24 protein-coding genes are annotated in these 20,795 nt (G+C 58.4%); 1 reads left to right on the forward strand and 23 read right to left on the reverse strand.

The features are described 5' to 3' along the window. The first annotated feature begins 236 nt into the window (after nt 1-236). A complete protein-coding gene (locus ACP7D9_RS05295) occupies nt 237-1,352 on the forward strand; it encodes a TIGR00730 family Rossman fold protein (RefSeq protein ID WP_312995734.1) in 1,116 nt (371 codons plus the stop codon). Between the two features lie 58 nt (nt 1,353-1,410). Here ACP7D9_RS05295 and recX read toward each other — a convergent pair whose 3' ends face one another. From recX to ACP7D9_RS05410, 23 genes are all read right to left on the reverse strand, one after another. Next, a complete protein-coding gene (gene recX / locus ACP7D9_RS05300; protein WP_426156032.1) occupies nt 1,411-1,881 on the reverse strand; it encodes a recombination regulator RecX in 471 nt (156 codons plus the stop codon). An 8-nt stretch (nt 1,882-1,889) separates the two neighbouring features. Beyond that, nucleotides 1,890-2,948: a recombinase RecA gene (gene recA, locus ACP7D9_RS05305; RefSeq protein WP_024011876.1), complete on the reverse strand. Its 1,059-nt coding sequence runs from the start codon at nt 2,946-2,948 to the stop codon at nt 1,890-1,892. Between the two features lie 83 nt (nt 2,949-3,031). After that, complete coding sequence (locus ACP7D9_RS05310) at nt 3,032-3,532, reverse strand: CinA family protein (RefSeq protein ID WP_426156035.1); 501 nt, start codon at nt 3,530-3,532, stop codon at nt 3,032-3,034. A 67-nt stretch (nt 3,533-3,599) separates the two neighbouring features. Next, nucleotides 3,600-4,118 (reverse strand): lysis system i-spanin subunit Rz, encoded by a 519-nt coding sequence (locus ACP7D9_RS05315; RefSeq protein WP_426156037.1) that lies wholly within the window; start codon nt 4,116-4,118, stop codon nt 3,600-3,602. Continuing rightward, nucleotides 4,097-4,663 carry a glycoside hydrolase family 19 protein gene (locus tag ACP7D9_RS05320; RefSeq protein WP_101157948.1) on the reverse strand — a complete coding sequence of 189 codons (567 nt, stop codon included), beginning with the start codon at nt 4,661-4,663 and terminating at the stop codon, nt 4,097-4,099. Before ACP7D9_RS05320 ends, ACP7D9_RS05315 begins: the two co-directional genes overlap by 22 nt. 137 nt (nt 4,664-4,800) lie before the next feature. After that, a complete protein-coding gene (locus ACP7D9_RS05325; RefSeq protein ID WP_101157946.1) occupies nt 4,801-5,961 on the reverse strand; it encodes a tail fiber protein in 1,161 nt (386 codons plus the stop codon). Between the two features lie 11 nt (nt 5,962-5,972). Then, nucleotides 5,973-6,572 (reverse strand): YmfQ family protein, encoded by a 600-nt coding sequence (locus ACP7D9_RS05330; RefSeq protein WP_101157944.1) that lies wholly within the window; start codon nt 6,570-6,572, stop codon nt 5,973-5,975. Further along, the gene (locus tag ACP7D9_RS05335) at nt 6,560-7,603 is read right to left on the reverse strand and encodes a baseplate J/gp47 family protein (RefSeq protein WP_101157942.1); all 1,044 of its coding nucleotides are present in this window, start codon (nt 7,601-7,603) and stop codon (nt 6,560-6,562) included. Before ACP7D9_RS05335 ends, ACP7D9_RS05330 begins: the two co-directional genes overlap by 13 nt. After that, entirely contained in the window at nt 7,593-7,991 is a 399-nt protein-coding gene (locus ACP7D9_RS05340) for a phage GP46 family protein (RefSeq protein WP_101157940.1), read from the reverse strand. The genes ACP7D9_RS05335 and ACP7D9_RS05340 overlap by 11 nt, the downstream gene beginning before the upstream one ends. After that, nucleotides 7,991-8,500, reverse strand: coding sequence for a phage baseplate assembly protein V (locus ACP7D9_RS05345; RefSeq protein ID WP_426156041.1), 510 nt, complete (start codon nt 8,498-8,500; stop codon nt 7,991-7,993). The genes ACP7D9_RS05340 and ACP7D9_RS05345 overlap by 1 nt, the downstream gene beginning before the upstream one ends. Before the next feature lie 136 nt (nt 8,501-8,636). Continuing rightward, nucleotides 8,637-9,686: a phage baseplate assembly protein gene (locus ACP7D9_RS05350; RefSeq protein WP_101157936.1), complete on the reverse strand. Its 1,050-nt coding sequence runs from the start codon at nt 9,684-9,686 to the stop codon at nt 8,637-8,639. Nucleotides 9,687-9,690: 4 nt separating this feature from the next. Further along, nucleotides 9,691-10,926: a DNA circularization protein gene (locus ACP7D9_RS05355; protein ID WP_312995710.1), complete on the reverse strand. Its 1,236-nt coding sequence runs from the start codon at nt 10,924-10,926 to the stop codon at nt 9,691-9,693. Continuing rightward, nucleotides 10,923-12,464, reverse strand: a complete 1,542-nt coding sequence (locus ACP7D9_RS05360) for a phage tail protein (RefSeq protein ID WP_426156043.1) — start codon at nt 12,462-12,464, stop codon at nt 10,923-10,925. The genes ACP7D9_RS05355 and ACP7D9_RS05360 overlap by 4 nt, the downstream gene beginning before the upstream one ends. 130 nt (nt 12,465-12,594) lie before the next feature. Further along, nucleotides 12,595-12,891: a phage tail assembly protein gene (locus ACP7D9_RS05365; protein WP_312995704.1), complete on the reverse strand. Its 297-nt coding sequence runs from the start codon at nt 12,889-12,891 to the stop codon at nt 12,595-12,597. Next, nucleotides 12,888-13,235, reverse strand: coding sequence for a phage tail tube protein (locus tag ACP7D9_RS05370; RefSeq protein ID WP_007908779.1), 348 nt, complete (start codon nt 13,233-13,235; stop codon nt 12,888-12,890). Before ACP7D9_RS05370 ends, ACP7D9_RS05365 begins: the two co-directional genes overlap by 4 nt. Nucleotides 13,236-13,302: 67 nt before the next feature. Continuing rightward, nucleotides 13,303-14,799, reverse strand: coding sequence for a phage tail sheath subtilisin-like domain-containing protein (locus ACP7D9_RS05375; protein WP_426156047.1), 1,497 nt, complete (start codon nt 14,797-14,799; stop codon nt 13,303-13,305). Continuing rightward, nucleotides 14,799-14,981: a DUF2635 domain-containing protein gene (locus tag ACP7D9_RS05380; RefSeq protein WP_101157926.1), complete on the reverse strand. Its 183-nt coding sequence runs from the start codon at nt 14,979-14,981 to the stop codon at nt 14,799-14,801. Before ACP7D9_RS05380 ends, ACP7D9_RS05375 begins: the two co-directional genes overlap by 1 nt. After that, nucleotides 14,978-15,562 (reverse strand): phage tail terminator protein, encoded by a 585-nt coding sequence (locus tag ACP7D9_RS05385; RefSeq protein ID WP_426156049.1) that lies wholly within the window; start codon nt 15,560-15,562, stop codon nt 14,978-14,980. Before ACP7D9_RS05385 ends, ACP7D9_RS05380 begins: the two co-directional genes overlap by 4 nt. A gap of 206 nt (nt 15,563-15,768) precedes the next feature. Then, nucleotides 15,769-16,614: a putidacin L1 family lectin-like bacteriocin gene (locus ACP7D9_RS05390; protein ID WP_426156051.1), complete on the reverse strand. Its 846-nt coding sequence runs from the start codon at nt 16,612-16,614 to the stop codon at nt 15,769-15,771. A gap of 25 nt (nt 16,615-16,639) precedes the next feature. Beyond that, a complete protein-coding gene (locus tag ACP7D9_RS05395) occupies nt 16,640-16,810 on the reverse strand; it encodes a Com family DNA-binding transcriptional regulator (RefSeq protein WP_083387099.1) in 171 nt (56 codons plus the stop codon). Between the two features lie 37 nt (nt 16,811-16,847). After that, nucleotides 16,848-17,192, reverse strand: a complete 345-nt coding sequence (locus ACP7D9_RS05400; protein WP_312995688.1) for a phage holin family protein — start codon at nt 17,190-17,192, stop codon at nt 16,848-16,850. 526 nt (nt 17,193-17,718) lie between these two features. Further along, nucleotides 17,719-18,462: a LexA family transcriptional regulator gene (locus ACP7D9_RS05405; protein ID WP_101157919.1), complete on the reverse strand. Its 744-nt coding sequence runs from the start codon at nt 18,460-18,462 to the stop codon at nt 17,719-17,721. Nucleotides 18,463-18,722: 260 nt separating this feature from the next. Beyond that, nucleotides 18,723-20,720 (reverse strand): tetratricopeptide repeat protein, encoded by a 1,998-nt coding sequence (locus tag ACP7D9_RS05410; RefSeq protein ID WP_426156054.1) that lies wholly within the window; start codon nt 20,718-20,720, stop codon nt 18,723-18,725. Nucleotides 20,721-20,795 lie beyond the last annotated feature (75 nt).

Here is a 20,795-nt window from a genome sequence, read left to right on the forward strand (position 1 = left end):
TACGCGACACGTTCAGACGAGCGGCGAGGCTTTGGCGCAGATTGGTGAGCAGTTGCCAGGCAAAACGTTACAACGCACTGTTCAAGCCAGCGCGAATGCGTGCGAGGGTCTAGATTGAGAATATTCCCGACCATTCGTTAACGGCAGAAAATGGAGCTGCCGGCCCGTGTTTTTTTGCAGTGCGGCCCTGACGCTGTTTGTCAGGGCTACCCGCTCTGTACAGAAGGAGACGTTGAATGCCTTATCAACCGAATGACCTCTTGAGCCGTCATTTTCAGGAAAGCGGCGACCTCATCACTCAGGTCGAAGCCCAGCTCGACCATGTTTCCCCCAATAGCCCAAATCTTCCCATCTACCGCGACATGATCCTGACCGTGCTGCGCATGGCCCAGGAAGACCACAACCGCTGGAACGCCAAGATCACCTTGCAAGCCCTGCGTGAACTGGAGCAGGCGTTTCGTGTGCTTGAGCAATTCAGGGGGCGGCGCAAAGTCACCGTGTTTGGCTCAGCGCGTACGCCAGTGGAACATCCGCTGTACGCGATGGCCCGCGAGCTCGGCGCAGCCCTGACGCGTGCAGAGATGATGGTCATCACCGGCGCCGGCGGCGGCATCATGGCCGCCGCCCACGAAGGAGCCGGGCGTGATCACAGTCTCGGTTTCAACATTACCCTGCCCTTCGAACAACATGCCAACCCCACCGTCGACGGCACCGACAATCTCTTGCCCTTCCACTTTTTCTTCACCCGCAAACTGTTCTTCGTCAAAGAGGCAGACGCGTTGGTGCTGTGCCCGGGCGGGTTTGGCACCCTTGATGAAGCGCTGGAAGTGCTGACGCTGATTCAGACTGGCAAAAGTCCTCTGGTGCCGGTGGTGCTGCTGGATGTTCCGGGCGGTACCTTCTGGCAGGGCGCGCTAGACTTCATCCGCAATCAGCTGGAAGAAAACCGCTACATCCTGCCGACCGATTTGAAGCTGATGCGACTGGTCTACAGCGTTGAAGAAGCGGTGGAAGAGATCAATCATTTTTACAGCAACTTCCACTCCAGCCGCTGGCTCAAGCGCCAATTTGTACTTCGCATGAACCACAAGCTCAGCGAACACGCAATGGCGCAGATGCAGGAGGAATTTGCCGATCTGTGCCTGAGCGACCAGTTCCATCAACATGCCTACAGTGGTGAAGAACACGACGATCCACAGTTCAGCCACTTGGCACGGCTGGCGTTTGCCTTCAACGGCCGCACCCATGGTCGTCTGAGAGAGTTGGTGGACTTCATCAACCTGCCGGAAAACTGGGCCGATTCAAAACCGCCCACTGCACAACGCTCCCGAGAACCTTCCAGCGTGATCTGAAAGCAAAAAAAACGGCCCGCTATTATAAAAAATAGCGGGCCGTTTTTATCGAAGCGGTTTAATCGTCCATCCCTCGACCGCTGAATAAGCGGTTGATCATCTCCATCGAGAACCCCCGATACGCCAGAAACCTGCCTTGCCTGGCCCGTTCTTTCGCATCAATCGGTAAATGCCCGGAGAACTTGCGTTGCCACGTCTCCTGAAGCTGCGCCTGCCAATTGATACCGCTTTCGCGCAGGGCGATTTCGATATCGGTACGCTGCAAGCCCCGCTGGCTGAGTTCCTCACGAATCCGCAATGGGCCATAGCCGGAACGGGCTCGGTAGGAAACAAAGCTTTCAAGGTAGCGAGCTTCGCAAAGCAGCCCCTCTTCCATCAGACGGTCGAGGGCTGTCTCGATCAGCTCCGCCTCGGCGCCGCGTTGACGTAACTTACGTGTCAATTCGACGCGACCATGCTCGCGGCGTGCGAGCAGGTCCATGGCGGTTCGCCGCACCGCGACGAGGGTATCCAGTACGGCGGTGGTCATCGCTGGTATCAGAGGTCAGCGTCGGCCAGGTCGTCTTCGGTCTCTTTGACCGCCGAGGCCTTGGAGTCCGCGATCACCGCTGGAGACAGCAGCTTGTCACGCAGCTGCTTCTCGAGCTTCGCGGCGATTTCCGGGTTGTCCGCCAGGAACTTGGCCGAGTTGGCCTTGCCCTGACCGATCTTGGTGCCTTCGTAGGCGTACCAGGCGCCGGATTTCTCAACGAAACCGTGCAGCACACCCAGGTCGATCATCTCGCCGTTGAGGTAGATGCCCTTGCCGTAAAGAATCTGGAACTCGGCCTGACGGAACGGCGAAGCCACCTTGTTCTTCACAACCTTGACGCGGGTTTCACTGCCGACCACTTCGTCGCCTTCCTTGACCGCGCCGGTACGGCGGATGTCGAGACGAACCGAGGCGTAGAACTTCAGCGCGTTACCACCGGTGGTGGTTTCCGGGCTGCCGAACATCACGCCGATCTTCATACGGATCTGGTTGATGAAGATCACCAGGCAATTGGCGTTCTTGATGTTGCCGGTGATTTTACGCAGCGCCTGAGACATCAGACGTGCTTGCAGGCCGACGTGCATGTCGCCCATCTCACCTTCGATTTCAGCCTTGGGTACCAGTGCCGCCACGGAGTCGACGATGATCACGTCAACGGCGTTGGAGCGCACCAGCATGTCGGTGATTTCCAGGGCCTGTTCGCCAGTGTCCGGCTGGGAAACCAGCAGGTCGTCAACGTTGACGCCCAGCTTGCCAGCGTACTCTGGATCGAGGGCGTGTTCGGCGTCGACGAATGCGCAGGTCGCGCCGGCTTTTTGCGCCTGGGCGATGACCGACAGTGTCAGTGTGGTTTTACCGGAAGATTCAGGACCGTAGATTTCAACGATACGGCCTTTTGGCAGACCGCCGATGCCGAGCGCGATGTCCAGACCCAGAGAGCCAGTAGAGATGGCCGGGATCGCCTGACGGTCCTGATCGCCCATACGCATTACGGCACCCTTGCCGAATTGACGTTCGATCTGACCCAGGGCCGCAGCCAAGGCTTTCTTCTTGTTGTCGTCCATTAAAGTCCTCACGTAATCAATAAGGCCTGACGGCCAACACCTGTATAAGTAGCCAGTATTATTCCACAGCGTTCGAAGATCGCCTACCCCTGATTTTCGATTTCTCGTGCCGCTAGTCGCACAAGGCCCTCTAGCGCGGCCTTCACCGTTTGTCGGCGGACTTCGTCACGGCTGCCGGGGAAGTACTGGACCTCGCTATAAACCGCGTCGCCGACACCCCAGGCCAGCCACACCGTACCCACCGGTTTGTTCGGCGTGCCACCGTCGGGGCCGGCGACACCACTGACCGCCACGGCAAAGTGCGCCAGGCTGTGCTGCTGCGCACCGCGCACCATGGCCTCGACCACCTCGCGACTGACCGCCCCCACCGTCTCGAACAGTTCCTCCGACACATTCAACTGCCGGGTTTTCTGCCGATTGGAGTACGTCACGTAACCCGCTTCAAACCAGGCCGAACTGCCCGGAATCCGCGTAATCGCTTCGGCAATACCGCCGCCGGTGCAAGACTCGGCGGTAGTGACGTGGGCATTGAGCACTTGCAGACGTCGGCCCAGTTCGGCGGCCAGTTGGGTGGTCTCTTTCACGGCGAGCTCCGGATCGTGTGGAATGCCTTCACCGTACACGAGCCGGACGCGCTTTCAATACACAGAATCATTCAAGATGTTCGGGCGCCAGCGCTCTTACATAGGCCTGACAGGCCTGCAGGGCAATCAATCCGCGGTCACCGGTGTCGGTAATGGCGATAATTCGTTGAGCATGCGCCGGGTCAAGTCGGGCGCGTACGGTTGCAGAATCCACGCCGCCGGCGCTGGCGGTGGCTGGCACGTGGCAGCCTGAGGCAACATCGCCGGCGTCGAGAAGGACTGACAGCCGAACATCGGCAGTAGCAAGACGATCGCGCAGGCGATCCTGATCACGTTGGGCATCGCTCAGCGCTCGATAATGGGTTTGTTCACTCGCCGACAGCCGTTGCTCCAGCGCCAGACGTTTATCCTGTTCGGCCTGTTGCGCGCTCGCGGCGGTCTGAGTGAGTTGATTCTGCGTTTCGGCATTTAACCGCGCCTGCTCGGCCAATTGGCGCCCGTAGCGCCAGTCCTGGAAGTGCCACGCCGCAGCGAAAGCCGCGGCCGCCAGCAACAACAGGCCAATCACCCGCCAGGAGCCGGACATAGCACCGCCCTCGCCCGCGCCCAGATTTCCAGACGATCCTGCAAGCCATTCAACCCGCCGTTGATCCGCCGGGTAATGCTGTTGAACTGATCAACATCGGCCAGTTCGTTCAGGCCTTTCTGCGCCCAGAACCACGCTGCCGATTCGGCCGCCCATTGCGGTTGCTCGAGCAATTCAGGCAACGACAACAGACGCTCATCGCCAAACAAGCCGAGGCTGCATTGTCGATAGTTGGCGCGACCGGTGATTTGTATAAGCCCACGCCCCCTGTATTTTTGTCCGTCACCATCTGCCTCGGGCGTGTTACCCAAACGCAGCGCTAACGTGCCGGTGTCATATTTGCTCAGATACTGGTTGTCGCCCAATTCGCGCACGTAACGCAATTGACCGGACTCGTGGCCGACCTGTGCGAGAAACGCAGCAACACGTTTCGGCGTATCGATGCGATGCCTGGCCATCGCGGCGTTGAGTGGCGAAACAAAAACGCCCGCTTGGGAGCGGGCGTTGGGCATGATGTCGATAAGGTGTTTTTCAGTTAATTGCATGATGCTTGATCCTCCCTGGATGTTGCCCCGATTGAATCACGGCTGACAGTGGATGTTTGCCAGCCATTTCTTTCTGGATTTTTCAGGGGTCTATCGCAACGATCGGTCCACCTGATGTGCGTTCCGGACAGCTGCGATCAGAACTTGATAACGTACAACAGCGCGGTGTTCATCGGGCGAGCCTCATTGCCGCCAGAGGCCGCCATCGAGATCGTATGCGTATGTTGCCCGGCGGCATCCACGCCGACGTTATGCGCGTGGTTGCCGTCCGCCACGATGCCGTGGGAGTGCGCGGGAGCGTTGGTGGTGAAGTTACGGTTGATGAAGGGCGCCGAGCTGGAGCCCATGATCGACCCCGCAGTATTACCGCCGTTGATCTGCCCCTGCCCGCCCATGACCGTGTCGATGTTGAACGCGCCTCCACTCGTCACAGCGCCACCGTGCGCGTGCAATCCGGCAGCATCAGTGCGCGCCGTGTGAGCATGGTTACCAGCGGCTGCGGCCGACACATCGTGAACGTGGGAAGCATTCTGCCCAGCCTGTTTGCTACCCAGAACACGGCCCGGATCGACACCACGGCCCTCGTCCAGACCCCGGACAAATTCCCCGCGCAAATCCGGCAGGTTAAAGGTATTGGCACCGTCACCGGCACCGAACCGGGTGCCGATTGCTGCGAACAGATTGGCATACTGGGTACGCAACACAGGCTGTCCGTTGCATTTGAGCCAGCCACTGGGCGCATCTACGGTAGCGACGGCTTTCACGTCGCCGACATCGGCCCCCAATTGTCTGGCCACGCCGGTACTGGCAATCAGAATCCAGGCGCCGCTGCCCAGCGAGCTGTTCCATTGCACCCAGACATCTCCCGTCGCAACGATTTCACCGGAGCGAAGCGGAGTATGGTCAAGACCGACCAGCGGTTTGGCGACCGACCCCGCTACGGAAAACGTACTGGCGCCGGTATTGGTATTCAAAGCCTTGAAGCGCAACACCATGCCGTCTGTCAGCGTAGCGGGAGCCGGCGAATAGTTCGCGGCATACGCATTGGCCGTGCCGGTATCCAAGGCGAAATCGATGAGACCCGCCTGATTGATTTTGCGCACGGCAGTCAGCAATTGTCCGACATCGGCCTCATCGGGTTTGAGCGCACCGCCCTTGATCACGCCGAGTATTTCTTCGGTTACCGCATTGCCCCATGATGCCGGGATCAACGATCCCGGCGTGCCTGCCACCGGATTCTCATCGACAAACTTGCCATCGACCAGCCCGACGCTGGGTACGCTTTTTGGATAATCCATTTATTCAGTCCTTAGTCATAATTGATGTACACCTGGGTATGCGCCGGTGCACTGCGGTGAATGAGGCATTCCAGGGCCGAGCCCGGGTACATGCCGAAACGTTCGCCCCAATAACTGGCGCCGAAACGCCGTCCGATCGCCAAGCGGCCGCCGGTGTTGAGGATCCACATGAATTGCCCTTTCCAGGTGCCAAAATGAGCGCTGCCGAACCGCGAACGGCCCATGCGCGGGACCCGCAGTTCGGTCACCGAGGCCTCTGGATAACCCTGAGTGCGGGCGACCTCAATGAAGTACGCGGCGCACTGGTTGCCCACCGCCAGCAACCGCCGACGCACAGCCAGGCGGCGATCGTCATAGAGCGGAGTGACTCCAAGACAGGGGTCGGGCAGGTTCATCACCGCCTCCCAATCCGGCACTAGCTCGCTGACGCCAGCCGGATCCATCTCGTTGAGCAAATCCGCAGCTCGGGCGTCAAGGCGAGCCAGTTCCTGAGCGACGCCTTCAAGCACTTGTTCGAGTTCCGGTACACGTTCCGGGTCCCAGGCCGGACCGCTGGGAAGCAGACTGCGCAACTGTTGCCGGTATTGTCTGGCACTTCTCAGGACAGCCATTCGCACCCCCCGAACGTCAGCAATTGATTGCTTTGGGCCGTGACGTTGGCCGAGGGGCTGATGAGGCTGTGATCGCTTTCACCGGTGGCGCTGCTGATGGCTTCGGTGATGTGACTGAGCAACAACGTATCGCCCAGCCCCGCCTCGCGGTTGTGCAAATCTCGCAACTGGGTTTCAACCGCCGCGCGCACTGCGCTGGTGTTCGGCGTCACGCGCATTGTGTACTTGACCAGCACTTGCACGGGCGCCATTACCCTCACATCGGCGGTGACTGGCCGCAGCGGCTCGATATAAGCCTCGACGTCAGCCAACTGTTCTTCGTTGGGGATCGGTTGTGGATCATCGTCGCGCATGACGAACAGACCAACCGTGCCGGGGCCGAGGAAGTTGCCACGGCACCATGCGCGGGTGATTCCGGGGCACTCCAGCGCCCATGTTTCATAGTCTTGCGCCGAGCCGCCGTGGGGGATCACCCGATAAGAGCGAATCACTCTGGCGCGCAACGATTCAAGGCTTTCGGTGCCGACGCCGCCTGTGAGACCAGGTGGCTGAACGATGAAGCTGTTACCGATGACACCCGCAATCGGTTGCACCAGATTCAATGTCAGACCGGCGTCGGCATTACCCACGCTGCCTGCATCAAGCGCAGCGATCGTGGTGCTGTTGGCGCCGCTGACGGCGATGCGGGCACCAGTAACTTTGTAAGTACGGCCATCATTGGACTGCAGCAGCGTATCGACATCCAGCACAGCACCGGCACTGGCGCTGAAACTGACGCTGCCCGTAGCTGCTTGCGCGGCTTTACGCGGTTGGTTAAGGCGCAGCGCGGCGATGCGCTCCAGAGTCGATTCGTCCGCCTTGTCTGGCAAAATCTGCTCGGCAATCCAGTCGAGATAACCGTACAAGCCATAAGCGGCGCCGCCGAGGGTGCGGGCCAGCACTTGCGCATCGGACTGGCGCAGCGAATCGCCGGCCAGGTCGCTTTGGGTGCGTTTGATCAGCACCGGCAGCGAAGGGGTTTCAAACGGCATAGATCACCTGCCAGCTGTTATCGGGGTTGATGTCCAGACGTTCACCGTCGGCCAGGGTCAGGACCGTGCGCAGGTTCAGGCGCTGGGCGTCGAGGCGTTCGCTGATGATGTCGATGGCGCTGCAATGGCCGTCGTCGAGCAGCCATTGCAGGGCTTCGCGGGCATAGAACTCGGCGTCCATTTGCGTCTGCCGGGTCAGCTTGACCCGGCGTAACAGCCACAGCCGCGAGCCGATGCGATCGTCGGCGACGGTGGGGAAACTGTCGCCCCACCAGCCGAAGCGCTCTTCGTCATCGAGGGCATCGTCATCGGCGGCGCGGCGCCAGGTGAACAGGCTGATGAGCACCGCGCGGGTCAGTGCGGCGTGGAGGTTCTGGCTGATGAGCATCATTGGCCTCCAGCCGGCGCGCCGGTCTGACCGTTACCGGCCTGCACGCCAATGTGAACATGCTTGATCTGGCTGATGCCGCCGGCGAGTTGATCACCGGTGGAAACGATCTTGCCGGTCTGGTTGATGACCGGCGTGTCGAAGTTGACCGCGCTACTGGCGCGGATATTCAGCGTGGCGGTCTCGATGTCGATGATCCGTCCGCGCTTGAAATGAATCCGGTCGCCCTCGTCGGTGTAGAGCGCCACTTCACCAGCAGCGAGTGCTTGCAGGCGATAGCGGCGGTCGGCGATGACCAGGGCGATGGCGTGGGAGCGGTCGCCGCCAATGAAGGTGACGACCCCTTCAGCACCGGCCAGCGGATGGCTGGTGAAACCGTAGGGTTCGAAGTGTTCGAGGTCATCGTTCACCTCGCCGGCGGTGAGGCGCATTTGCAGCGATTGCAGTTTCGAAGCCGAATTGGCGAGCACGACAGTGCCGCGCGCCAGCAGGCGTGTCAGTAGGCTCATGGAAGTTCCTTGGAGGTTGAGCTGACACAGCCAATCCTGTGGGAGCGGGCTTGCTCGCGAAGGCGGTGGGTCAGGCGATACGATGTCGAGACTGCCGCCGCTTTCGCGAGCAAGCCCGCTCCCACAGGGTCTAGTGTCAGGCTTGGGGATTTTTCACAGGGGCGGGATTGGCATCAAAGGTATGCGGCGGTGCTACTTGCAGCGTGGTCACAGATCCCTGTGCCGACAACGAATAGGTGACCTTGGAAATCAGCATGTCACCGTCGAAATCGAGCACCGGGTCCTTGACCTTCACCAACATGTTATGGCGCCACAAATCACCATTGCTCTGCCGCCAGCCCTGCACCTGATAGGTGGTGGTCTGCGCGCGGCCCATGCGGGTGGCGCTTTCCCATAGGGCACGCTGCTGCGCCAATTCAAAGGTCAGTTGCGTGCCTTCATTGATCACCGTGGTGCGCCGACGTTTGAAGCTCAGATCCGCCGCCGTCGATTCGACTTCGCTGACCGCCGCGCCGCTTTTCGCATCCGAGCCTTTTTGCTGGCCGATCACCCGGTACTCGGAGAACACCTGGCTGAAATCCATCGGCGCATCGGCCGACAGAATGTTCTTGCCCAGCTCCAGCGCATCGCTGGCGCGCCCGGCACTACCGGGTTTGGCCAACACCAACTGGCCCAGCTCGTTGTCGGTAGAAAACACCCGCAGCAGCGACAGCAGTCGGTCGATCGACTGGAATGCCGTTTCACCCGGCACGATGGTGTGTTTGGTCAGGCGTGTGGTTTCGCTGATTTCATTGACGACCCACAGCCCATATTCGCTCGCCAGATCGCGGACGATGTTCAGCAAGGGCTGTTGCTGCCATTGGCTGGGCAGATTGCGGGCGGCGCAATCGACCAGATCCTGGGTTTTGGAACTGCCTTCGATGGTCAGGCTGATCTGTCGCCCGTCATAGCGGATCGGCGCCTTGAACACGTAGCCGGTGAGCACAAGATCTTTGCCGATTTTTACCTCGCAGGGGTCGCCCGGTTTGATCCTTTGATCCACGGACTGACCGGGCCATTGCCAGGTGATGTCGAGTTTGAAGGTGCGGAACTGGCGCTCCAGATCGGCGGTGATCTCGACGCTTTTCCAGCCACCGTATTCCATGTCGTTGACCGTCAGCGTGACGTGATTGTCCATCTCATTCATGGCATCACTCCCGCGAGACTTTCACGTCGTTGGGGGAGAACCCCGGATGGGTAATTCCGTTGCGCTGAGTCACTTCGTCGACTCGCGTGGCGTCGCCGAACTGCTTGTAGGCCACGACCACTGCCGGAAAGCTTTCCTGAAACGATTTGCTGACTTGCCGCACGCCCGATGAAGCCACTGCTTTGAGATGGGCGACCAGCGCTTCCTTGACATCACTGATTGCCTGAAAATGCGCGGGCCCGGCCTTTGCCAGCATCGGGTCAATGGCGGCAGTCACCGCTGCGCGCAGGGCTTGCATGTCATCGCTGACGGGCACTTCCTGACGGCTGACCGGCGACGTCGACTGTTGCGCCACCGAGGGTGTCGACGCCAGTTTCACCGGCGTGGTTGCCACGGGCATCGACGCCACCCACTGCGCGACTTTGACCAGCATCGTGTCCTGCACCAGATCGGCCATCGCTTGCGCGGCGGCATTGGTGTCCTTGCCGGTGGTGATCTTCGGCGCATCGGCCTTGCGAATCGCTTCGAGTTGCTGCGACACGTCGGCAATCACGCCTCGGTAGCCTTCCTTGGCGAACGCTTTCAGCTCCTTGATATCGCCGAGCAAACCCTTGAATTCCGCCGCCACTTCCTTGGGCAACTCCTTCACGGCTTTGACCAGTTCGGTGATTTGCCGGTACTGCTCGATCAACGGTTTCAGCTGTTCCTTGATCACGTCATAGACGCCGGTAAGGCTGTTGCGCAGGTTGGTGATACCGATCCGCGCTGCCTTGATCAGCGTCATCGCCTGCTCGAAACGCGCCACCGCCGAACCCAGCAGACCGTCAGCTTTGACCAACAGCACTTTCTGCGTGCTGACCGTTGCCGTCGGAAACGGCAGCGGCTGATCGGGGTAGAACTTCAGGGTAAACGTCACCAGCCCGCCGTCCTGGCGGGTATGGGTCATGTCGCATTCGCCGACCTTGACCTGCAGGCGACCGAGCCACGGATGCACGAGTTCGCCACGGCCCTGCTCCAGCGCCTGGAGCAGTTTGTCGCGCTGCTCCAGGCAATCAGGGCCGATGATGAACGCGGTCAGATCGTGGGTCTTGGCCTGCTGGCCGAGATCCTCGAAAAACGGCAGGTCGCGTTGCGGGTATTCGTGCAACTGCCCTTTGCGCCCGACCGGTGTCTTCGCCTGGTCGATCCAGAAACCGACACCGCGAAAGGATGCCGGCAATAAACGGTCACGCCAGTTCATTGGGTACCTCCCATCGACAGCGAGCGATAGCCGATGCGCGAAGACACGGCCAGGCCCGGTTGATTGGTTTGCGGTTGTTCGGTGCGCAGGCCGGCCGGTGCATTTTCGAAGCGCACGGTCAGGCCGCCTTCGAGTTGCGTGCGGTTGTTGGCGGCGCTTTGCTGGATGAGGCTGCTCGAAGTTTGCGTCAGAGAAGTCGAGGGCTGTGTCAGCGCCACCATCGGCGCAGGACTTGTGGAAGCGGAATCCGCACTGGAGCCAAAGAATTCTGGCGCCCACTCCCCCTTGCCTTGGGCATTGGTTCGTTCCTGCGCGTGGGTAAAGACATCGACCTTGGCCGACGCTTCGGCGGCGAGCTCACCCAGGCCCCCGTTGAAAAATGCCCGGACCGGGGCAAGCGCCTGGTAAAACTTTTCGCTCCACTTCTCGATCCAGACCGTGACCGAGCCCCAGGCCTGAATGATCAGCTCCAGAGGCGACCAGCCCAACTGCTCGCGGATCACCGCATACAGGGCGAGCACGGGGAGTTTGATGGAATCGACAAGATCGTGGAAAAAAGCGCCCACCGGTACCGACACCGCTCGGAGCAGATCCCAGATCGATGCAAAAAGCCCTACCAGAGGCGCCCAGTTCTTCAGAATCAGCGCCTGCGGGGAATACGCAAACAACGTTGCATAAAAGTCGATGACCGGCGCAGCCAGCGCCTTGAGCACGTTCCACAGCGCCGCAAAGAACGTGCTTACCGGTCCCCAATTGCTGATCAGCATGCCCATCGGAGTGAACCCGAACATCGTGCGAAAGAAACTGGCCATCGGCATGACGACCGGCGCAATGTCTTGCCACAGTCGAGCAAAAAAAGCCGAGACGGGTTTCCAGTTGGCGACGATCAACCCGGCCGCCAGCGCAACTGCGGCGGCAAATAGACCGACAGGCGAAGCGAGCAGCGTCAGCACGGCGCTGAAACCGGCAGCCGCTGTTGTCACGAACGTGAACGCCAGCGCTGCCGCCGCCAGCCCTTCCACCAGTTGCGGGTGATCGGCGACAAATTCACCGACCGAAGTCACCACCGGCACCAGCGCCGTTACCAGTCTATTGACGGCGGGTAGCAAAGCCTGCCCGATCTTCAATGAAATGTTGTCGAGGGAGAGGTTGAACTTCGCCAGATTAGTCGAAGTTTCCCCCTTCACTACCGCCGGCACCTGTGCCGGGACGGGCTTGTTCAACGGTGCAGGAATCAGCGCGTCTTTGCCCAGCGTCGGCACGCTGAGCTTTTTGCTCTTGGTCGCCAGTTCGTCTTCGGCCTTGATCGCCTTCTTCAGTCCCTCCTGAAAAGGTTTCAGCAAGCCGCCACCGGAAAGGAAACCCGATAAATCGAAGGGCTTGATCGAACTGCTTTCCAGACTTTTCCTGAACGCCGCCACCTTGCCTCGGACGCCCTTCATTTCAGTGTCCATCTTCTGCAGACCCTGCATCACGACCAGCATGTTCACCGTGGTCTGCATGTTCTGCTGGAGCGCATTTATTTGTGTCTTCGCCATCACTGCACCTGCTGCATCGCATTGATCCGTTGCGCGTGCTCCAGCGATTCGCGGAGCACATCCAGGGGCCTGGCCATCATCTGTTCGGGGTCAACCTTCCAGAACCAGGCCAGGTCATAGGCGACGGCGATCAGGTCGGTGATGGCGCCGACGCCGCACTCATGAAAAAACTTGCGACGGCCCAGCTCAGCGCATTGAGGTCGGCCAGATCCAGCTGGTTGACCGACGACGGCGGAATGCCGGCGCACACCGCGATGTATTTCGCCGCCACGTCCATGTCGAGGCTGACTTCTTCGTTCTTGTCGATCTTGTACGGCAGCGCCTTGATCGCTCGCACTTCCTGCACCGTCGGACGGCGCAGTTCGAGTTCGGTCAGGGGCTCGCCGTGGGCTTCGATTGCTACTTGAAGCTTCACGGCGCCGCTCATTGCCAGGTCCCCTTGATGCCTTCGAATTTCAATTCGATGGTGGCGTCATCGCCCTTGGAGACAGGCTCTTCGACCAGATAGGCGCCGGCCAGCACGTAGACTTTGCCGTTGCTGAATTCGCAGGTGACGGTGATGTCTGTGCCTTCGATCAGCTTCTTCAGCGGGAAGTCGGCGGTGTGCAGCGCGGTCACTTTGAACGACGGCGCGATGTCGGTTTCCTTGTAGAAACCGGGCACGACGGTTTCACGTTTGACAGCCATCAGCGGGGCTTCGCAGCCGCCGTTGATCGTCAGTTGTGCGCCGTCGACCTTGACGTAGCAGGTGCCTGCAATCAGTTGACCCATGGTGTTACTCCCTTGAATGAAAAAGCCCACACGCGGTGGGCTGAATGCTTGACGGTAAACGCGGATATCAAGCCGCGTCGTCGTACTGCAGACGGAACTGGTTGAGCAGTGCGAACACACGCAGACCGTTGATGTAATCCGGCGGGAACAGCACGTTCACGCGGCTCGGGTCTTGCACGTCGCGCTCGACGATCAGGTGCTCGGCGAACAGCTCGGCGTTCTCCACGTGGCCTTCGAGTTCGAGCTTGGCATACTGGGCAATCAGCTCACCGCGAATGGTCGCCGGTGTAACGATCGGCTGGCCGGCGCCGAAACGGGTGCCGTCGGAGGCCAGTTTGTGCCGTCCGTATTTGCTGGTGATCACGCTTTGCAGACGGCGCACGATGAATGCCGACTGGTGCATGGTTTCGCTGTCCAGATAAGAGTTGTCGGCCTGGCCGTAAGCGTTCTTCTGGTAGGTGGTGATCGAACGCTGAATGCGCATGTAACCGCCCTCGTAGTAGGCGGTGGCGATCCCGTAGTTGAGCAGCGACTGACGCTCGGTCAGGGTAAAGCGTTCGCTCGCCGGTGCAGGGTCGACACCCGGCAGGCTGCCACTTTGCGTCGGACGGCTGGCATCGGCGGAGATGAACACAGCCGTGCGCGCAGCCAGCGCGGCGGCCTGCACCCAGAACGGTTGCGGTACGCCCGGCTCCAGCGCCTGAATGGTCATGTGCTGATCGTTGCGCGCCTGGCCTGCGGCGACCAGGGTGCCGACTGTGCCGCGTTTGGCGCTGTAGACGTGACCGAACAATTGCTTGGCCCACGACCAGCGCCCGGTGCTGTCATCCATGACCGCTTGCCAGGTGTTGAGGGTGGCCAGATCGGACCACGGCAAGGCGATGAATTCGAATGGCTCATCGCCTAGCGCCGCAACGGCAGCGATCTGATCAGGCACGCCAGCGCCGCCGATCATCGCGCTGATCGCAGTGGTCAGGCCAGCCGGGGTTTCTTCACCGTTGCTCTTGCCCAAACGATTGAATTGCAGGCTGATATCGTTGCCGCTGTCGCCGGTCCATTTGGCGTTCAAGGTGACAATACCTTCGGCAGCCGCCGCGCTGACAGGCAAATCGGCGCTGGCGTTGATTTTCTGCGCCAGTGCGGTGGCAGCTTGTGCTGCGGTGGCGCCGTTGACCACGGTGGCCTGCACCCGCACACCGCCAATATAAAGGTTGAGCATGCCCGCCTGTGTCGCGGTGCCGGTCAGAGTCAGCACGCCCTTGGCAATGGCGCCTTCGGTGTTGTGCAATGGCAGGCACCAGATCTCGCCGATCGGGTCAGCCTTGCGGAAGGTCTCGTACATCGAAGCGAGCATCGAACCCTGGCCACCGATGTTCTTCGCCAGCGCCACGCTGGAAACCAGCACCAGTTTACCGACTTCAGTCGGGGCGATATTGTCGTTGACCTGAGCGACGATCAAACGGCGCATGGCCGAGGTCGCGCTATTGGCAGCCGAGTTGTCCATTTCGGCATAAAACAGCGGCACACGAATGTCCGCCGGGATGTTGCTGAATCCGATTGCCATTATTTGGCTCCCTGTGGTTTAGCCGCTTTTGCGGCCTTGAGTGTGATGTCGCCATCGGCCAGACGCCGGCGCCACCAGGCGCTGTCCGGCACGTCACGGCCTGCAGCCGGCAGCAGGTCGCCCGACTCCGGGTCAGGTACAACACGGCCGGCGGCCGGCACTACGGTGATGCGGTTGCTCATGGGGTTACGTCTCCAGAGAAAGTCATTTCCACCCGTCCATCCGGACCCGGGTGTTGCAGGTTGGGGTCGGCCGGATCGATCGCATCGACCCGCACCGTCATCCCGGTAAAGGACGACAAAGCATCCAGTTCGCGCTCGTGCCAACTCTCCGCAGGCTGCCCTGGCAAATTGCGGCCGAGCTGGAATTGGGCGTAGAACCGCAGCCGATAGAGCACGTCGCTGCTGCTGATCGACACCAGTTCACCGCCGTCATAAACGATGGCGCTGTAGTTGGAATCGGGCTTGAACCCCACCAGCGCACGCCACAGTTCAGCGCGCAGGTCGTGCAACAGATCCAGCGCTTTTGTCGCGTCGGCTGCGTCAAGCACGAGGACGATTTCGAAACGGTCGCGGATCGGTTGGGTGGCGAGGTTTTGGGCGCTGCCAGAACTGGCCAGATCGGCCAGCGGAAGGACGTGGGCTGAGGGTGTCGGTAGATCGGGGTTGCCTTGCAGCAACGCCAGATCGACACCCACCGAAACATGATTGGCAAGCCCAGGGCATTGCCCACGCAACTGCGTGAGGATCGGGGTGATCTTCATGGGGGGTGTTCCAGAGTTGGAGGGAATTGACGAAAACACCGCTCCCACTTTGGGTTTTGTGCGGGGTTCAGGCGTTTGGGGCGCGGCGCGTCGAGTTGGTCAGGCAGCGATCGCTGTTTTCAAAAAAATAAATGCCGCTTGGCAGTGGGCAACTCAATATCAAACAAAACAGCCCCGAAGTGACTCGGGGCTGACCTCAGGAATACTTAAAACGACCAGACTGGACGCTCGATAAACGGCGTCCATGGTCCGTTATCCCACTGGTAAACCCGCTTCGGCAAAATGGTGGGGGTAAAACCGAATCGGGCCCACACCGGTTTCTCGCTGACAATCGAAAAACTGCCGTTAGCCTGTACCTTGGCCATGGCACCCGGTTTGCCAGCAGTACCGGTAAACCACAGTGGCGTATTGTTCGCGTCATAAATAACGAAGTTGCCGTCCTCCTGCATAACTGCACGGGTGGCACCTTTGTTCTGAGTCCAGCTCGCCCACAGGACACCAAGCGGGCCATTCGAAACCACCAGGTTGCCGTCGGACTGGAAGACTAGAGTCGTTCCCCCCACGACATACCGTCGGTCAACTTCGAGCGTGGTACCGGCGGGAATATAGACAGATTCCACCACCGGACTGATCGGGATGGCAGAGTTACTCGCCCACACCGGAACGGAGTCAACTACGACGAGGTTGCCGTCATTCTGCAACTGCAGATAGGTGCGAACATAAGCGCCCCAAATGTCATTGTTCAGTGGCGTACTGTTGGCAGTGCCCCACATCCGTCCGTGAGTCGGATCGTTGAGAAACGCGTAATACATCAGATAGAAATAAATCTTTGATTTATCAATCTGCTTACCCCCGGAGGTATACGGTTGACCGGCCGTAGCTACCCAGACAGGAGTGGCACCATCGTAAATCACCAGGTTGCCATCGGCCTGAACATCCAGCTTGAAGCGCTTGTCCGGCGATTGAAGATATTGTCCGGCGGACATCTCATGCAGCGGTAGCAAAACCGAACTGCCATTTTCGGTAAACGGATAACGAGGTAGCGATGCCATAGAACTTCACCTATTGCTTGATAAGTTATTGTTTGCAGTCTGAAGCTGTCAGTTCGCTCACAGGCGGGGTGCCAGGACGTTCAGCCTTGGCATAGTTCAATGTCCTGCATCGAGGACATTTGATTTGTACTTGGAATACTGTGTTTACTCGGGCGAGCAAACGGTTGCACTGGCCGCAGCGAAATTCGCTCAACATGAAATGACCTCCCTTTCAGATGTGTCGTAATTGCGTATTACTCCTTGTTGGTATTGCGTGACGGCACTTCGCAGACGCCAATGCGCTTGGCCGCCCAGCGTTCGTAAAGGCCAATGGCGACATCAGCGCCGGCCATCGCCGTCAGACAGCCAAAGGCTCCAGCCGCCCAGATCGACATGCCGGCCGCATACAGCAGCATGATCGCCGACACTCCGCAGATCATGCAGGCGCCTGAGCGCAGGGCCAGACGCCGTACCAGTGACCAGCCACGGGCGCCTTCCTTGTCGGCGCGCCACATTTCGCCAGACACCCCGCCGACGACGGCCAGGAGGATGACCAGCCAGATCGGCATGTCTGCCAACGCTTGTTGCTCGTTTGTCATGTCACGCCTCCGTGGGTGATTGATGAGTGATGGGGTGGATTCAAACGGTTTCGCTTGAGGCAGGCATTCCAAAAAGCCCGGCGCTCGCACGCCGGGCCTTTGAGTAATGCGCTCCTTCGCCTTCCTTCAAATCCTGTGTTCGAGAAGGAAGCTGACTTTTCGGCGCTGCTGGCGCGGTACGAGTCCATTCAGATTGTTTTTCCGACCGCGGTCCCTGCCCGCCGGATAACTGGTTCTGGTGCTTTACGCTGCACACCCGGGTCAGTTGCCAACCCTCTGAACCGTTGAGGCCGGTTCATCGCTGCCTGTTCTTGTGGAACCAAAGAGCTTGTCTTGCCAACCGCTTTGTCGAGCGGCTTGGTGGCAAGAATATGCATGGATGCATATACAGTCAATGCATAAACGCATTTATTTATGCATTAAATTTGCGTACGTGCATGGGAGCCAAGCGGGGCAAGGGTTGGGGAGGTTTCTATAGACGAAAAAAAACCTGCCGAGCGGCAGGTTTCTGTTGGATCGAAAGGGGTTAGCGTGCGTACATTCCCCACCAGAAGACATGACCGAGAATGACGATCTGCTCTTCCTGAATTTCCTGGAAGCTGTAGTCCTCATCCGGATGCTCGTCGCGATTGAAGCTGCGCAGACGAATGCCGGTGGGCAGGCGATAGAGTTGCTTCACGCGCAACTGGCCGTTGTGATTGATCGCATAAAGGTCGCCATCAATGATGTCGCCAATCCCGCATTTGCCGGCGTTTACGCCGACAGTGGCGCCATCACGCAGAACCGGCAACATGCTGTTGCCACGGACTGTCACGCATTTGGCCTGGTCGAATTGCACACCGTTGTGACGCAGGCTGCGCTTGCCGAAACGCAGGCTAGAGCGCTCGCTCTCCTCGATGACGAATCTTCCTGATCCAGCAGCCAATTCAACCTCACGTAGAAAGGGCACCGACACCTCGTCATCATCGACTGGCGTGTCGTCATCCCACAGGCTTATGTCCTTGAGTTCGGCATGCACATCTGCGCGCGTGCCGACGGCCGCTGGCGCGACATCCGCACGCCCGCGCAACTGATCGGTGCTGACGTTGAAATACTCGGCGATCTTCGAGATGTGCTTATCCGAAGGATCGACAATTTTCCCGCTGAGAATCCGCGAGAGCGTGGATTGAGGCACGCCGGTGCGACGGTGGAGCTCCGTGGGGGAGATCCCGTGCTGATCGAGCAGTGCTCTTAAGACGGAGGATACGTTGCGTTTTTGCATAACGCGCATAGTGCTTGAAGTTTTTTGCGAAGACAAATGCTGATTTGCATATTTCATATAAACTGCATTCTCATACCGACTGCAGCTCGCTTCAGGCATCGAAGCATCGGATACGATAAAACCACCACAAACCCTGGTCAGCGCTATCAGGGAATGTACGGTATGCAAAGTAATCTCTGCATACCGAACGCCCCTTTGAAACCACAAACACCTTCATTCGTGCATTTGCTATCGCTGGGCACGCAAGAAGTTCATTGCCCCCAACACGGCTATTTTGCCCTCGGTTTCAGGCGTTCAAGAGCGTTTACCGCATCTTGACTGCCGTTTAGCGCAGCCTTCTGATACCAGACGCTGGCTTCGACCTTGTTTTCAACAACCCCGATCCCGGTATCATAGGCTCGCGCCAGCCAATACTGAGCTTCAGCGTTATCGGTAGCAGCTGCTTTCATATACCAGTTCACTCCTTCGCCAGGATTCTTGGCGACACCTTGCCCTTCACTGTACATTCGCCCCAGAACAAGTTGAGCCGAAACATCACCATCGACGGCCCGCTTCAATATATTTCCGATACTTTCAGGCATATACTTGGTGCCCATCAGAACAATCGAGGGCTGAGATTGATTGCTACTCTGGTATGCGACATCGACAGGTTGCTCAAAGACAATCCGAATTCGCTTGAAGGATTCAATATATTGACCCGATAACTGGGTAAACAAAAGCAGCCCCCCAGTACTTGGAAGAACCCGGCGAGCGTGCAGCTCATGCACTTGCCCCTGCATATCCTCCACCAGTGCTCGGCCACGTATGTCACTATCGGAATCGGAGGCAGGCTTAATAAACAAAGCGATCGACACCAGGTTTCGGCTCTGAACAGACGCAGATATCGGCACCTCCAAGAGGTAACCCTCATCGCTCTTTTTAATTTGTTTTAATACGTAATTTTGCTCTGCCAAAGGCGTTAACCGCTCACAGTTTCTCCCGTACAGCCATGGAAAAGGATCAATAGGAACGCACAAGGGCGTGACACCTTGGTCAATAGCTCCCGAAAACTCCTTCCAATAGGAGTTTCCAAGACCCGGAGCAACCCACTGACGACTGATCTTGGTACCATAGGAAGCCCAGCCAGTGCCAATAAACCAAAGAGAGAAAATCACCACGGCGGCCAGGCGCCCGAAGCGAAACCTGGCAGCAGCCGACGCCAAAATGGCTGCACAGGCAGCGACAACAAATACAAACCCAATGTAAGCAGTCAGTATATATCTGGAAATTCTGAAATCTGTCACTACTGGCTGAAAGGAATCGGTCCAGACGAGACTAAACGCCAAACAATTTAAAAGCGCCGTGAACGCTACCAAGCCGACCCCAACCAACAATAGAGGACGGGCATTAATTACCTTTGCAAATGCCAATCCGAGGATGGCCAACACCAGGGATCCGACCACTGAAAATGTACCAAAACCAGCCTGAAAGTCAGGACCCAGTAAAAAACGTCCAAACAAGGTCACCGTATAAACGAGTGCCAGGTAGCCTTTGTAGAACAAAGAACTATCACTGTGTTGCAGCGGCGTCCACCCGGTATTCGCACTTACGACCATCCGTGCGACCTGCACCAGGCAAAACAGTACAGAAACGACAGCAATTGCCCTTATACGTCCCGGCCTCAAGAGTGCTGCGAAGACCAATACTGGGAGAATCGTCATTACCGCTGGTTTCGAGACGAATAGAAAGGGTACTAACCAGGCCCATAGCGGTAGGTCATTTTTTCGATCGCTCAATGCAAGAGCGATTAGAGCACCAATGAAGAAAACCGAAAAATAAGTAAAATTGATAAACGTACGGCTTTCAAAGTCAGCAACCATCAAGACAGCTATAACAACCAGCAATCGTAACCCGTCGCTTTCGATAACAGCTCGAAACCGCTCGATCAAAAAAGAGCAGATTAACAGAGAGATAAGTGCAACAGACATCCAGCTATAGTAATACGGCACGGAGACTGCCGGAATTGAAAACAACGCACCTATATAAGCGACAATACGTTGCGGTAAAGGTACGTACCCCGCGTCCACAGCGAAAAAATTCTGATAAAGCGATGGAGCGTTCGCATTATCAAAATAATTAGGCCCCATTTCCGCCCACATTGCACCACCCAACAACCAACCAGGTTGCAGGGCCAGTAAATAGACCACATGAAATAAAACTGCTGCCCAAAATAATATAGCGCCTCTCCCGAGGAAGTTATTTCTATTTGGGGATTCTACGGATTGCATAAAAAATTCCCTGGTTGAAAATCAGACAAAACTTCCGAAAAAATCAGAGCAGCCTATTCGCTGAGGACATCACCG

This window comes from Pseudomonas sp. TSRC2-2, assembly GCF_049897785.1.
In the GTDB taxonomy this organism is placed as follows: Bacteria; Pseudomonadota; Gammaproteobacteria; order Pseudomonadales; family Pseudomonadaceae; genus Aquipseudomonas.

What these genes read in the sequence shown, in the direction of transcription:
- ACP7D9_RS05295 (WP_312995734.1), top strand. Translation starts at nt 237, where the DNA reads ATGCCTTATCAACCGAATGACCTCTTGAGCCGTCATTTTCAGGAAAGC.
- recX (WP_426156032.1), bottom strand. Translation starts at nt 1,881, where the DNA reads ATGACCACCGCCGTACTGGATACCCTCGTCGCGGTGCGGCGAACCGCC.
- recA (WP_024011876.1), bottom strand. Translation starts at nt 2,948, where the DNA reads ATGGACGACAACAAGAAGAAAGCCTTGGCTGCGGCCCTGGGTCAGATC.
- ACP7D9_RS05315 (WP_426156037.1), bottom strand. Translation starts at nt 4,118, where the DNA reads ATGTCCGGCTCCTGGCGGGTGATTGGCCTGTTGTTGCTGGCGGCCGCG.
- ACP7D9_RS05320 (WP_101157948.1), bottom strand. Translation starts at nt 4,663, where the DNA reads ATGCAATTAACTGAAAAACACCTTATCGACATCATGCCCAACGCCCGC.
- ACP7D9_RS05325 (WP_101157946.1), bottom strand. Translation starts at nt 5,961, where the DNA reads ATGGATTATCCAAAAAGCGTACCCAGCGTCGGGCTGGTCGATGGCAAG.
- ACP7D9_RS05330 (WP_101157944.1), bottom strand. Translation starts at nt 6,572, where the DNA reads ATGGCTGTCCTGAGAAGTGCCAGACAATACCGGCAACAGTTGCGCAGT.
- ACP7D9_RS05335 (WP_101157942.1), bottom strand. Translation starts at nt 7,603, where the DNA reads ATGCCGTTTGAAACCCCTTCGCTGCCGGTGCTGATCAAACGCACCCAA.
- ACP7D9_RS05340 (WP_101157940.1), bottom strand. Translation starts at nt 7,991, where the DNA reads ATGCTCATCAGCCAGAACCTCCACGCCGCACTGACCCGCGCGGTGCTC.
- ACP7D9_RS05345 (WP_426156041.1), bottom strand. Translation starts at nt 8,500, where the DNA reads ATGAGCCTACTGACACGCCTGCTGGCGCGCGGCACTGTCGTGCTCGCC.
- ACP7D9_RS05350 (WP_101157936.1), bottom strand. Translation starts at nt 9,686, where the DNA reads ATGAATGAGATGGACAATCACGTCACGCTGACGGTCAACGACATGGAA.
- ACP7D9_RS05355 (WP_312995710.1), bottom strand. Translation starts at nt 10,926, where the DNA reads ATGAACTGGCGTGACCGTTTATTGCCGGCATCCTTTCGCGGTGTCGGT.
- ACP7D9_RS05360 (WP_426156043.1), bottom strand. Translation starts at nt 12,464, where the DNA reads ATGGCGAAGACACAAATAAATGCGCTCCAGCAGAACATGCAGACCACG.
- ACP7D9_RS05365 (WP_312995704.1), bottom strand. Translation starts at nt 12,891, where the DNA reads ATGAGCGGCGCCGTGAAGCTTCAAGTAGCAATCGAAGCCCACGGCGAG.
- ACP7D9_RS05370 (WP_007908779.1), bottom strand. Translation starts at nt 13,235, where the DNA reads ATGGGTCAACTGATTGCAGGCACCTGCTACGTCAAGGTCGACGGCGCA.
- ACP7D9_RS05375 (WP_426156047.1), bottom strand. Translation starts at nt 14,799, where the DNA reads ATGGCAATCGGATTCAGCAACATCCCGGCGGACATTCGTGTGCCGCTG.
- ACP7D9_RS05380 (WP_101157926.1), bottom strand. Translation starts at nt 14,981, where the DNA reads ATGAGCAACCGCATCACCGTAGTGCCGGCCGCCGGCCGTGTTGTACCT.
- ACP7D9_RS05385 (WP_426156049.1), bottom strand. Translation starts at nt 15,562, where the DNA reads ATGAAGATCACCCCGATCCTCACGCAGTTGCGTGGGCAATGCCCTGGG.
- ACP7D9_RS05390 (WP_426156051.1), bottom strand. Translation starts at nt 16,614, where the DNA reads ATGGCATCGCTACCTCGTTATCCGTTTACCGAAAATGGCAGTTCGGTT.
- ACP7D9_RS05395 (WP_083387099.1), bottom strand. Translation starts at nt 16,810, where the DNA reads ATGTTGAGCGAATTTCGCTGCGGCCAGTGCAACCGTTTGCTCGCCCGA.
- ACP7D9_RS05400 (WP_312995688.1), bottom strand. Translation starts at nt 17,192, where the DNA reads ATGACAAACGAGCAACAAGCGTTGGCAGACATGCCGATCTGGCTGGTC.
- ACP7D9_RS05405 (WP_101157919.1), bottom strand. Translation starts at nt 18,462, where the DNA reads ATGCGCGTTATGCAAAAACGCAACGTATCCTCCGTCTTAAGAGCACTG.
- ACP7D9_RS05410 (WP_426156054.1), bottom strand. Translation starts at nt 20,720, where the DNA reads ATGCAATCCGTAGAATCCCCAAATAGAAATAACTTCCTCGGGAGAGGC.